The sequence below is a fragment of the Martinezella miluonensis genome, assembly GCF_900094545.1.
GTDB lineage: Bacteria > Pseudomonadota > Alphaproteobacteria > Rhizobiales > Rhizobiaceae > Rhizobium > Rhizobium miluonense.
In genome coordinates this window covers 36029-47875 of sequence record NZ_FMAH01000047.1, presented here as the reverse complement: position 1 = coordinate 47875, position 11847 = coordinate 36029, and the positions used below count along the sequence as shown (strand labels likewise).

The 11847-nt window shown below is 59.7% G+C and carries 15 protein-coding genes; 7 read left to right on the top strand and 8 right to left on the bottom strand.

From position 1 onward, the window contains the following. Positions 1–116 precede the first annotated feature (116 nt). From GA0061102_RS27290 to GA0061102_RS27275, 4 genes are all read right to left on the bottom strand, one after another. Complete coding sequence (locus GA0061102_RS27290; RefSeq protein ID WP_245298154.1) at positions 117–1187, bottom strand: SEL1-like repeat protein; 1071 nt, start codon at positions 1185–1187, stop codon at positions 117–119. A gap of 54 nt (positions 1188–1241) precedes the next feature. Next, positions 1242–1862: a tetratricopeptide repeat protein gene (locus tag GA0061102_RS27285; protein WP_159432214.1), complete on the bottom strand. Its 621-nt coding sequence runs from the start codon at positions 1860–1862 to the stop codon at positions 1242–1244. A gap of 115 nt (positions 1863–1977) precedes the next feature. Continuing rightward, on the bottom strand, positions 1978–2568 hold the full coding sequence (locus GA0061102_RS27280) for a hypothetical protein (protein WP_092855057.1): 591 nt from the start codon (positions 2566–2568) through the stop codon (positions 1978–1980). A 4-nt stretch (positions 2569–2572) separates the two neighbouring features. Beyond that, entirely contained in the window at positions 2573–2962 is a 390-nt protein-coding gene (locus tag GA0061102_RS27275) for an acyl-CoA thioesterase (protein ID WP_092855055.1), read from the bottom strand. Between the two features lie 246 nt (positions 2963–3208). Here GA0061102_RS27275 and GA0061102_RS27270 point away from each other — a divergent pair, with 246 nt between their 5' ends. The 5 genes from GA0061102_RS27270 (at position 3209) to GA0061102_RS27250 (ending at position 7367) form a co-directional block, all read left to right on the top strand. Then, positions 3209–4396: an extensin-like domain-containing protein gene (locus GA0061102_RS27270; RefSeq protein WP_092855053.1), complete on the top strand. Its 1188-nt coding sequence runs from the start codon at positions 3209–3211 to the stop codon at positions 4394–4396. Between the two features lie 106 nt (positions 4397–4502). Beyond that, complete coding sequence (locus GA0061102_RS27265; protein ID WP_092855051.1) at positions 4503–4757, top strand: hypothetical protein; 255 nt, start codon at positions 4503–4505, stop codon at positions 4755–4757. 386 nt (positions 4758–5143) lie between these two features. Continuing rightward, positions 5144–6070 carry an ABC transporter ATP-binding protein gene (locus GA0061102_RS27260; RefSeq protein ID WP_092855049.1) on the top strand — a complete coding sequence of 309 codons (927 nt, stop codon included), beginning with the start codon at positions 5144–5146 and terminating at the stop codon, positions 6068–6070. Next, positions 6067–6828: an ABC transporter permease gene (locus GA0061102_RS27255; RefSeq protein WP_092855047.1), complete on the top strand. Its 762-nt coding sequence runs from the start codon at positions 6067–6069 to the stop codon at positions 6826–6828. Before GA0061102_RS27260 ends, GA0061102_RS27255 begins: the two co-directional genes overlap by 4 nt. Continuing rightward, complete coding sequence (locus GA0061102_RS27250) at positions 6828–7367, top strand: GNAT family N-acetyltransferase (RefSeq protein WP_092855045.1); 540 nt, start codon at positions 6828–6830, stop codon at positions 7365–7367. The genes GA0061102_RS27255 and GA0061102_RS27250 overlap by 1 nt, the downstream gene beginning before the upstream one ends. A gap of 25 nt (positions 7368–7392) precedes the next feature. On the opposite strand, the gene GA0061102_RS27245 is transcribed toward GA0061102_RS27250, so the two are convergent. The 4 genes from GA0061102_RS27245 to GA0061102_RS27230 form a co-directional block, all read right to left on the bottom strand. Further along, positions 7393–8298, bottom strand: coding sequence for a DMT family transporter (locus tag GA0061102_RS27245; RefSeq protein ID WP_092855043.1), 906 nt, complete (start codon positions 8296–8298; stop codon positions 7393–7395). Between the two features lie 103 nt (positions 8299–8401). Continuing rightward, positions 8402–9103, bottom strand: a complete 702-nt coding sequence (locus GA0061102_RS27240) for a retropepsin-like aspartic protease family protein (RefSeq protein WP_092855041.1) — start codon at positions 9101–9103, stop codon at positions 8402–8404. After that, a complete protein-coding gene (locus GA0061102_RS27235; RefSeq protein ID WP_092855039.1) occupies positions 9100–9321 on the bottom strand; it encodes a DUF1289 domain-containing protein in 222 nt (73 codons plus the stop codon). Before GA0061102_RS27235 ends, GA0061102_RS27240 begins: the two co-directional genes overlap by 4 nt. 19 nt (positions 9322–9340) lie before the next feature. Continuing rightward, complete coding sequence (locus GA0061102_RS27230; RefSeq protein ID WP_092855037.1) at positions 9341–10117, bottom strand: adenosylcobinamide-GDP ribazoletransferase; 777 nt, start codon at positions 10115–10117, stop codon at positions 9341–9343. Between the two features lie 128 nt (positions 10118–10245). Here GA0061102_RS27230 and cobT point away from each other — a divergent pair, with 128 nt between their 5' ends. Both cobT and GA0061102_RS27220 read left to right on the top strand, forming a co-directional pair. Next, positions 10246–11262, top strand: coding sequence for a nicotinate-nucleotide--dimethylbenzimidazole phosphoribosyltransferase (gene cobT, locus GA0061102_RS27225; protein WP_092855035.1), 1017 nt, complete (start codon positions 10246–10248; stop codon positions 11260–11262). Between the two features lie 186 nt (positions 11263–11448). Further along, the gene (locus GA0061102_RS27220; RefSeq protein ID WP_092855033.1) at positions 11449–11841 is read left to right on the top strand and encodes a diacylglycerol kinase; all 393 of its coding nucleotides are present in this window, start codon (positions 11449–11451) and stop codon (positions 11839–11841) included. Positions 11842–11847: the final 6 nt, after the last annotated feature.

The following is an 11847-nucleotide window of genomic DNA, read 5'->3' as shown; positions in this document are numbered from 1 at the left end:
CACCATAAACATAACATCAAAACCCGCATAGACCCAGAAACCAAAAGAGGCCCCGGTCAAACCGGAGCCTCCAAACGTTTCCACACAGGCTGTAGCGGCGGATTGGTCCGATCGTCTCAGATCGGGATGCTCTTTGCGTCGGAAGGCTGGTCTTGCTCGTCATCGGTCCCGCCTTGATGGCCCAGGTTCTTTGCCTTGCGGAACCATTCCAGCGCCTTGACCGGATCGACCGGCACGCCGTCGCCATCGCGATACATGATGCCGAGATTGTAGGCCGCGTCGGCATAGCGATGCCCGGCTGCTCTCTCGAACCAGAAGACGGCCTGCTTGCCATTCTTGGCGACGCCTTCGCCATCGCGGAACATGACGCCAAGATTGTATTCCGCCTCGACATCCTCTTGCCCGGCAGCCTTCAGGAACCAGGCGATCGCTTCTTTATCGTCCTGCTTTATCCCGTCGCCGTCGGCATACATCGCGCCGATATTGTACTTGGCATCGGCATCCCCCTGGTCGGCCGCCTTGCGGAACCAGGAGAGGGCTTGAGCCCCATCCTTGGCGACGCCGTCGCCATCGCGATACATGATACCGAGATTGTATTGCGCCGCGATCTTGCCCTGGTCGGCCGCCTTCAGATACCAGATGACCGCCTGGCTCTTGTCCTTGCCGGTGCCGTCGCCCTGATCGTACATGACGCCGACATTGTATTGCGCGTCCACATCTCCCTGTTCCGCCGCCTTGCGATACCAGATGAAGGCCTGCGCCTTGTCCTGCGAGATGCTTTCGCCCGTGTCGTACATGACACCGAGATTGTATTGCGCATTGGCATGGCCCTGCGCCGCCGCCTTGCCGTACCACAGGATGGCCTGGTTCTTGTCGACTGCGACGCCTTCGCCCTGGTCGTACATGGTGCCGACGTTGAACTGCGCCTCGGCATTTCCCTGTTCGGCCGCCTTCCTGTACCAGTGGAGGGCCTGCGCGAGATTTTTCTCGACGCCATCGCCCTCTTCATACATGTGGCCGAGCTTTATCTGCGCTGCGACATTTCCCTTGTTTGCCAGGGGGCGCAAATAGTCGACGGCCGATCTGAAATCTCCGCGATCATAGGTGTTCCGCCCGACGTCGGCATGGGCGGTTCCCACGGCCGCCAGCATGACGAGCAATCCTATGGCCCCCTTCTTCCAATTCACGATTTACCCCTCAGTCGATGATCCGTTCGTTATCGATATGCCGTTTTGCGGCCGCTAAGGCAGAAGCGCCATCAGCAGCTGAAAGACGACCCAGCCTGGCGTCTCTCCGGTGTCTTTGCCGGTGGTTCGCCCTTCGCCCAGCGGACCGAGATCCTTGATCGGACCTTCGCCGTTGGCTTCCATGTAGCTGAGGCCGTGCTGCGCTTCCTGCAATCCCTTCGCCGCCGCCTTGTTGAACCAGTCGGCAGCGATCCCGGCATCTTTGGGTACTCCGTATCCGTTATAATAGAGATATCCAAGGCCATATTCGGCGCGTGCGTCGCGTTGTCCCGCCGCTTTGCGAAAGAGCTTGGCCGCCTGACCATAATCCTTCGCAACGCCATCGCCGTGATAATAGAGATAGGCGAGGGCATATTGCCCTTGCGAATTATCCTGTTCTGCCGATTTCCGGTACCAAGCGACAGCCTGGGCGTCGTCCTGCTCCACACCATCGCCGTTGGCGAGGCTATAGCCGAGGCCGTATTGCGCGGCGGCATTGCCCTGTTTTGCGAATTCCACCCAGTATTTCAGGGCGATGGTGATGTTGGCCTGGCCCGGTGCGGGATCTTCTGCATAAGCAAACCAAGGCAACGAAAGAGCAAGCGCCAATCCCAATGCATAGCCCTTTGCTTTCAAGGCTCGGTCTCCCACCCACATCCGGAGGACACTCGATCCGAACAATATCGCGATGTCCTGGTCAAGAATTGTAGAGCATCGAAATGGCAGCCGTTTTACGCAGCGAAATGCCTGCCTATCCCGGGAGCACGTCGTAGAGACGGAAGATCCATGTGATCTGGTAGATCAGCCCAAGGATCACGAATGCCGCCTGGAAGCGTCGGTTGGCGGTGATCGCAGCGATGATGCAAAGGACGATATAGACGATGTTGCGGGTCGGATATTCCCAGCCGAGAGACTGAAAATAGGCTTCCCCTTTGAGCAAGGTGTCGATGAGGTCGACGGCGTAGGTGACGGCGAGCAGGCCGAAAAACCAGCCCCGGCGGGAAATGAAATACTCTTCGAAGCCGCCATATTCGTCGATGGAGGGCGGATTGAGCAGCACGCAGAGGAAATAGAAGAGGCAGCAGAAACAGATCAGGAAAAGATAAACGGCGAAGGTGATGACTTGCACCGACTGCAGCCGATATTCCCACCACCAGAAATGGATGATGTAGAGGAACATCGACAGCACCCAGCCGATGTGGACGAAGTAGATCCTGTTCTTGCCGGGCGCCTGCACGAAACCGGCAAGTCGCGTCAGAAGCTGGGCGAGCGAAAGGCCGATCACCATGCTCATGACCGTCCGTATGTAGACGTAAACCTCCGGCGCGTGTGCCGAACCCATGATGTCAGCTCTCCATGGGTATGGGCTTGGGGGCGCCGTTCTCGTCGAGAGCGACCATGATGAAGGTCGCCGCAGTGACTTTTTCCATCTGGTTGTAGCGTGAGCGGTGCGCCCATGCTTCGACGCTCAGGGTGATCGAGGTGCGGCCGACGCGCTCGATGTCGGTGAAGACGCTCAGCGTGTCGCCGATCTTGACCGGCAGCTCGAAAGCCATTTCCTTCACCGCAGCCGTCACCACGCGGCCGCGCGCGCGCTCGGCAGCGCGAATACCGCTTGCCAAGTCCATCTGCGCCATGACCCAGCCGCCGAAGATATCGCCCGCAGGATTGGCGTCGGCAGGCATCGCCAGCGTGCGCAATGTCAGCTCGCCTTTCGGTTTGATGCTGTCATTCATTCGTTCGCTCCTATCGCCAAATACTGATTCCGGTATCCAGCCTATGCAATCCGGTTCCGATGGGAAAGACCGCACTGCTGCTTCGCACATCGGACTTTCGCGAAATTTCGGCCTGCAGGCACACTTTATCAGGCTGACTAAACTTCCTTGGATGTGTCCCAATTCACCACGGTAAGCATTCGTTCACTGTTCCCGTTTAGGCTTTGTAAGTGTTACCGACCGTGGCTGGGGCAACGGATCAGGACTATGGCCTATTTATCCATTGTACGACGTGCTCTGTTGCCGTTGCTGTTGTCGTCGGCGCTGGTCGCCTGCACGGCAGACAGCCTCGTGCCGCCGTCAAGTGTCGACAGCTCCTCGCGCGTCGGCTCGATCAAGCCGCACCGCAGCGTGTCGCAAAGGCAATTCGCCTATCCGGGCGCGCAGGACCCCGTCGTTTCCACGTCAAGCAATTACAGCAGCGGTAAACGCTCCACCGGAACGGACGAAGCGGTGACGACGACGGATGTCGAAGCAGGCTTGGCGCAGCAATCGAACATTCCGTCCCAGGGCGTCAACATGGATGCCGAGCTCGGTGTCGGGCCTGCCGAGGAGGCGCAATCCGCATCCGTCGTCGGATTGGTGCAGGAGGAAGAACAAAATATCGCCGAGGGTCAAACCGATCAGCCCGTGGTCGACGGTATTGGTTCGGACGCGCCGGTCCAGACCAATCGCTCCGTCCTTCAGAGATCGGCCATACAGGCAGAACTCAATCAGTCGCCGATGCCGCGACGGCAGCCGGGAACTCAGCTTGCCATGCTTCCGCGCGTCGACAATCCCATGCCGCGCCTCGACCGGCAGTTCGAGGCGCCGCAATCGCCTCCGGGCATGATGCCGCCTTCCGAAATCGCCTGCCGGCAGGAACTGCGCCGCATGGGCGTCATCTATACCGACAAGCCGGCTATTTCGAACGGACCCGCGTGCCAGGTGCCCTATCCTGTGTCGTTGAGCGGGCTCTCCGGCAATATCGCCGTCCGTCCGGCCGTCACCTTGAATTGCCAGGTCACTCTGGCCTTTGCGAAATGGGTGAAGAACGAATTGGCGCCGGCGGCGCGCACCCGCTACTGGTCCGGCATCGGCACGATCGTCCCGCTCGGCGGCTATTCCTGCCGGCGGATGAACAATAGCCGGCAACGTTATAATCCGATGTCGGAACATGCGCATGGCAATGCAATCGATGTCGGTACTTTCGTGCTGAAGAACGGTCATGTGATCGACGTGCGGAAGAAAGGCCTGTTCTCTTTCCGAGAGGGTGGATTGCTGAAAGCCGTTCGCTCCGATAGCTGCCGCTATTTCGATACGGTGCTTGGGCCAGGCAGCAATCCGGAGCACTGGAACCATTTCCACTTCGACCTCAGGGATCGCAAGGGCGGCCGGCGTTATTGCAGCCTTTGATTGGCATTTTGCCGGAGACACATCTGCACTTGCCGAAAGCGAAAGTTGATTTACCTAGCTTTGGAAACGCGGTTAAGTGCGGCGACGGAGAGCAGGCGAGGGTTTCATGGAAGACGTACCGAGACGAAAGAGAAGCCTGGGAAGAGCGCTTGTCGCGGCTTTGATTGCCATCGTTGTCGTCATCGGCGGGCGTTGGTACGTCTATGTCGCTTATGCCGATGATCCCTTCGATGAGGTTGGCATCGGCCTGAACTCGATGATGCCAGGCCCTATTAGGGACAAGGGCTGCGCGATGCTGAAGGCGCGCTTCGAGCAGAAAACGCTGCCGCCGGCCGGTTGCGGCGTGAACGGCCGCTGGTAGCCGTCGTTTTGTCGGTTGCAAGCCGTTAAAAAGAAAAAGCCGGCAGAGCCGGCTTGAGTGGTGCATGACAACGACGGGGTATCCCTGCCTGCTCCAGAAAAAAACTTCATGTAGCAATGAGGCACGCAATATGAATGCGAGGGCAATAAATCGTCGAGTACGATAGGCGCTGACGATGTCGCCAAGAGGCGTTGGGCGGAGTTGCGACAAACGTTGCTCACCTAAGGATGTATATGCCCGACTAAGGTCACGATTTGATGACAGCTTATTTGTCTTAAGCGAACGCTGTGTTTAGGCCCTGTGGGATGGTAAAAGCCTGAAACCGACTATATAGCGGGCAAACGCCGACAAACTCATCACAGCTTAAGGCCGGACTTGCCCGCATCATGGCTCCGATCATTTCTATCCGCAGTCTTACCAAAACCTATAGTAATGGGTTCCAGGCACTGAAAGGTGTCGATCTTGATATCGAACAAGGAGAAATCCTTGCTTTGCTCGGGCCGAACGGTGCGGGCAAGACGACGCTGATCTCCATCGTCTGCGGGATTGCCAATCCGAGCAGCGGCTCGGTGACGGTCGGCGGCAATGACGTGGTGCGCGATTTTCGCGCCACGCGCAGCATGATCGGCCTCGTGCCGCAGGAGCTGACGACTGATCAGTTCGAAACCGTATGGAACACGGTGAGCTTTTCGCGCGGCCTGCACGGCAAGAAGCCGAATCCTGCGCATATAGAGAAGGTGCTGCGCGATCTCTCGCTGTGGGACAAGAAGGATAATATGCTTCGTCAGCTTTCGGGCGGTATGAAGCGTCGCGTCCTAATCGCCAAGGCTTTGTCGCACGAGCCGGAGATCCTCTTCCTCGACGAGCCGACCGCGGGCGTGGATGTCACGCTGCGCAAGGACATGTGGCACGTCGTCGAGCGCCTGCGGGCTTCCGGCGTCACCATTATCCTGACGACGCACTATATCGAAGAAGCCGAAGAGATCGCCGATCGCGTCGGCGTCATCAATGGCGGCCGGCTGTTGTTGGTGGAAGACAAGAAGGTGCTGATGGCCAAGCTCGGCCGCAAGCAGCTCATCCTCGATCTGAACGAACCGCTTGAGGAAGTTCCCAACCGCCTTGACGGCAACGGGCTTTCGCTCGGCCCGAACGGACTGACGCTGATCTATGATTTCGACGCCCACAATGAACAATCCAGCATTGCGGCGCTGCTGTCGAAGCTGGCTGCGGAGGGAATTCACTTCAAGGATCTCTCGACGCGCCAGAGCTCACTCGAGGATATTTTCGTATCGCTGGTAGGAGCAGGCAAATGAACTTCGAGGCGATCAAATCCATCTATATGTTCGAGATGGCCCGCACGCGCCGCACCTTGCTGCAGAGCGTCGTCTCGCCGGTCATTTCCACCTCGCTCTACTTCATCGTCTTCGGCGCCGCGATCGGATCGCGCATCAATCTCGTCGAAGGCGTTTCCTATGGAGCCTTCATCACGCCCGGCCTGATCATGCTGACGCTACTTGGCCAGTGCATCAGCAACGGCTCCTTCGGCATCTACTTTCCAAAGTTCACCGGCACGATCTATGAGGTGCTGTCGGCGCCCGTCGCCATGACCGAAATCGTACTCGGTTATGTGGGGGCAGCGGCGACCAAGGGCATGTTGATCGGTTTGATCATCCTCATGACGGCAAGCTTCTTCGTTGAGATCAGGATTGAGCATCCCTTCATGATGATCCTGTTCTTCGTCTTAACGGCCGTGACCTTTAGCCTGTTCGGTTTCATGATCGGCATATGGGCGGGGAATTTCGAGCAGCTGAACCTCATCCCGATGCTGGTCGTGCCGCCGCTGACCTTCCTTGGCGGCAGCTTCTATTCGATCAACATGCTGCCGCCCTTCTGGCAGGCGGTCAGCCATCTCAATCCGGTCCTCTACCTCGTTAGCGGCTTCCGCTGGAGCTTCTACGGCATTGCCGACGTCAATCCGGTGCTGAGCCTTACCATTATCACGCTCTTTCTGGCCGCTTGCCTGGCCACTCTCGGGTGGATCTTCAAGACGGGCTATCGGCTGAGGAACTGATGGTGGAATTGCCGGCACAGATCGAGATCAGGCCGGCTACGATCGACGATGCTGCCGATATTGCCAGGCTGCATCGAGCGGTCTGGTGCGAAACCTATCGCGATCTCGCGCCGGCCAATGTCTATCATACGCTCGACGAAGATTTTCGCCGGGCGCGGTGGAGCGATATGCTTGCTAATCCGCGCCGGCATCAAGGTGCGCTGCTCGCGGAGCAGGAAAACCGGCTTGTCGGCATCGGCGCGATCGGTGCGCCATCGGAATCGGCTTTCGAGGGACGAGGGGAAATACGTTCGCTCTACATCGACCCTTCAGTGAAGCGGCGGGGGCTCGGGCGTCGCCTCATGCGGGAGTTGGCGGCGCAGCTTGCCGCCTTTGGCTATTCCGGTGCGGCGCTTGGCGTCGTGGCCGGTAATGAACCGGCGATCGCTTTCTACCGGTCGCTCGGAGGCCGGATGATCGGCCGATATACCGACCCTGGGCCGATCTGGCGTTCCGACAATCTGATTTTCGTCTGGGACGATCTCTCGTTGCTGAGCTGATCTCCCGAGCTGCTTTCCTTAAAGGTCACCCAGCGACGACCTTTTTGCGCGGGGCGATGGTCATGGCCATGACGCCGGCCACGACGCAGACCAGGCCGATGGCTGCCATCGAGGATACGGGTTCGCCCAAGAAGATGACGCCGATGCCGACCCCGATTGGAACGCGCAAGTAGGCCTGCGAGGTGGTGGCCACGGAACCGAGGGTCTGGATAAGCCGGAAATAGATGCTGAAGGCAAGGGCGGTCGAGATGACCGACAGGCCGAGAAGCGACAGGATCGAGGCCGCGGACGGAGCGAGCTGCCAGGGATGTTCGAAGACCACGCTGGCAGGGACCAGGAGAGCCGCCCCGCATAGCAGGGAGCCGGCCGCAGGCATCATCGGATCCAACCCTTTGAAGTTGCGCCCGAACAATGCGGCGCTCGCATAGCAGATGGACGCGGCGACGACGGCGAGCTGTGCAGGCAGCTGCCGGCCTACCCCGTGCAGGGCATCAAAACCGATGATCAGGCAAATACCCGCCATGCCTGCGATCACGCCGAAGAGTTTGCGGCCGGTCAGCCGTTCGGTGCGCAGAAGGATTGCGGCAATCAGGAATGCGAAGATTGGTGTGGTGGAATTCAATATGGTCGCCAGGCCGGCGTCGAGGGTCTGTTCGGCCCAGGCGATCAGCGTGAAGGGAATGGCGCTATTGAGGCAGGATTGAATGAGAAAACGCCGCCATGTGGCAGCATCCTTCGGTAGGCTGAGGCCGCGCCAGCGAATAACGGCGAGCAGGACGAGGCCGGCGATCAAGGTGCGGGCGGCAATCAGCGTGATCGGCGGGATGGTCGTCACGCCGACGCGGATAAAGCTGTAGGACGCGCCCCAGCAGGTCGCGAGCGTCAGAAGCAGCAGCAGTTCTGTGGTTATATTCGTCTTAGCGGGCGCCATGGGTGTCTCTCTTTCCAAGCCGTTCAGATATGTCGTCTTTTAGAGTGAAGAGACAGCTGAATGCTTCGATCCCCGCCGAACTATTGATTTCTACCTTTGCCGCTCAATCCCGAAGCCGCAGCTCGTCGGTCTGCATCTGCATGGATCCCAGGGTCTCGAGGAAGCTCATGCCGAGCAGGCTCTGGTCCAGCTTGCCGGCTTCCGCCACGCTTGCCTTGACGTCGCGCCGCTTGATAGGCCCAATCGAGACCGAGCCAAGCTCGACGGGAGCAGCACTTGCGCGGCCGTTCGCGGTCATTACGCTCATGGAGTAGGTAAGGTTTTCCGGAATGATGCCGACGCGAGCGGCATCTTCTTGCGATAGCGCAATGGTGCTGGCACCGGTGTCGATGAGCATGTCGATCGGCTGCCCGTTGATCTTGACCACTGCTTCGAAATGCCCGCTGGAGCGCTTGTGGAGGATCACCTCCTGGCCGCCTTCGCTGGTGGTGACGACCACGGCGTGGCCGGGAATCAGGCCGGCGAAGAGGCGATTTCCGACGCGCTCTGCGTCGTAGCGATAGATATAGGCCGTCGCCAGGGCCATGATGACCACAAACCAGATCAGCAGATTGCGCAGCGACTGGCTGACGGTATGGCGACTGCCCCAGACAGCGGCACTCATCATCAGGGCGATCGGCAAGAGATAGACGATCCGAGCAAAGTCGTCATTGTGCATGCCGAAGGTCGTGCCGGTGTTGCTGTTGAAGACGAGCAGGGCGAGGCCGATGCCGAGAATGGCGAGAACGATGTTCAGGCGGTTCATACGGCGCTGCGCTCCCGTATCGGCTGAGGCCGGCGAGCTTCCTCCTGCGACTGGCGCTCGAGCCTTGCCAGGCGCGCCGGAAGAAGCTCCATGATCTCCAGACGTTCGTCGTCGCCATAGCTCATCCATGCGCCGATTTCCGCAGCCGTGCGGCCGCAGCCGAGGCAATAACCGGTGTTCGCGTCGAGAGAACAGACAAGGATGCAGGGTGTTAGCATGAGATCATATATCGAGGCTTCAAACGCACATGGCAAGGGTACAGAGCGAGGCGATCTCGCAAATCTGCTGCGTCGCTCCGATGGTGTCACCGGTATGGCCGGACAGTCTTCGGCGCACATGCCTATTCAACAAAAACGTCGCGATGGCGACGACCAGAAGGCAGGAGATAAGCGCGGGAATGCCGAGGCTCGGCCAGATCAATAGCGCGGCAAGGCCAAGCGTCGTGATCAGCGCCAGCTGCATGGCGTCGCCATCCGGCTGGCCGGCAGAAGCCGCGACTCCGTCCGGTTTTGCCGAAGGGAGCACATGCCAATGCCATACCATTGCTCCGCGGCTGAGTACGGCCGCGGCGAGAAGTGCGATGGCTGCGCCCGACGGCGTGGCGTGACGGGCAATGGCGGCCAACGCCGCTGCACGCAGCCCAAAGGACAGGATCAGCGCGGCCGCGCCATAGGTGCCGATGCGGCTGTCCTTCATGATGGACAGGATGCGATCGCGATCCGTACCGCCGCCCAGTCCATCGGCGGTGTCGCTGAGACCGTCTTCGTGCAAAGCCCCCGTCGTGATCGTTTGCACCGTGAGAGCGAGAAGCGCTGCCATCAGCGGATCGGCATGCAAAGCAAGCAGTAAGCCGAAGGCAGCGGCGGCGGGGAACACGACCAGCAGGCCGGCCAAGGGAAAGGCCCTTGAAACCGACGCGAGCTTGCCGTCATAAGCTGCAAAGAAGGATGTCGAAACGGGGATGCGGCTTAGGAAAGCGACGGCGCGCGCGGTGTCGCGCATATATTCCCGCATTTCTTCCGCTCCCTGCTATTTGCACGGCTGCATCGAACGCTTTTGGAGTTGTTCGCGCCGTTTCCTAAGACTAATAGAGTCGCACGCAAAGAACCTGATTTGAGACCAAAAGACAAGGAACGGCATTCATGAGCGTAACCGGCTTGCCATTCGACGATTTCCGCACGCTGCTGCGCGACCTTCCAGGCCCGGATGCACGCGCGCTCGTGGCAGCGCGCGAGCGCGACGCGCAGCTCACCAAACCGCCAGGCGCGCTCGGCCGTCTCGAGGAGATCGCCTTCTGGCTGGCCGCCTGGACCGGCCGCCCGCCTGCCGTGACCCGGCCGCTGGTCGCGATTTTCGCCGGCAATCATGGCGTCACCAAGCAGGGGATTACGCCGTTCCCGCCTTCCGTCACGCAGCAGATGGTGGAGAATTTCGCTGCCGGCGGCGCGGCGATCAACCAGATCTGCGTCGCTTACGACCTCGGCCTCAAGATCTTCGATCTGGCGCTCGATTTTCCGACCGCCGATATCACCGAGGAGCCGGCGCTCAGCGAACGCGATTGCGCTGCCACCATGGCCTTCGGTATGGAAGCGATTGCCGGCGGCACGGATCTGCTCTGCGTCGGCGAGATGGGTATCGGCAATACCACGATCGCCGCCGCCATCCATTATGCGCTTTACGGCGGCAAGGCGGAGGACTGGGTCGGTCCCGGAACCGGCTCTGAGGGTGAGATGCTGAAGCGCAAGATCGCCGCCGTCGAGAAGGCGGTCGCGCTGCACCGTGATCATCTTTCCGATCCGCTCGAAATCCTGCGTCGCCTCGGTGGCCGTGAGATCGCCGCTATGGCTGGCGCTATTCTTGCGGCGCGCATGGAACGCATCCCTGTCATCATCGACGGCTATGTCGCGACGGCCGCAGCCTCTATTCTCAAGGCTGCCAATCCGTCGGCGCTCGATCATTGCCTGATCGGCCATGTCTCCGGCGAGCCGGGGCATCTGAAGTCGATCGAAAAGCTCGGCAAGACGCCGCTTCTGGCGCTCGGCATGCGGCTCGGCGAAGGCACAGGTGCTGCGCTCGCAGCCGGGATCGTCAAGGCGGCCGCTGCCTGTCATTCCGGTATGGCGACCTTCGAAAGTGCAGGCGTCGCCAACAAACATTGATGGGATCTTGCGGCGAGATGCTCGAAGGGTATTTCGCCGCCGATTTTCCTGTGGAACTATCGGTTCGCGTCATAAATCTGTAATGAATTCTGAGGGCGCTCGGAAGTGTCGCCTTGCCTCGGCGAGAGCGAGGCGGTATTCGCAAGGCGCCTAAATCGCAATCGGAACATTACGGGCGGAGCGGGAATGGCTGAGTTTTCGAAACCTGCAGTGACCAAGGAAACCGGAATCCGGCATTTCTTCGCCGCTGCCAGCTATTCGTGGGGCGGTTTTCAGCGGCTGCTTCAGGAAGCTGCCTTCCGTCAGGAGCTTCTGTTCGCGGGAATTTCGCTGATCCTGCTGATTGTCGTGGGCGCAAGTGTCGGCGAGATCATTATCGCCGTGGTGCTTTTCCTCGGCGTTTTCGCCGTAGAGGCAATGAATACGGCCGTCGAAGAGGTTATCGACCGGATATCTCCAGAGATTTCCAACGTCGGCAAGCATGCCAAGGATCTCGGCTCCTTCGCGGTGCTCTGCATGCTGGTCGCCTCCGGTCTTTATCTGCTTTACGTCATCGGCAGCCATTTGCTTTTCCGCTAGGCCGCG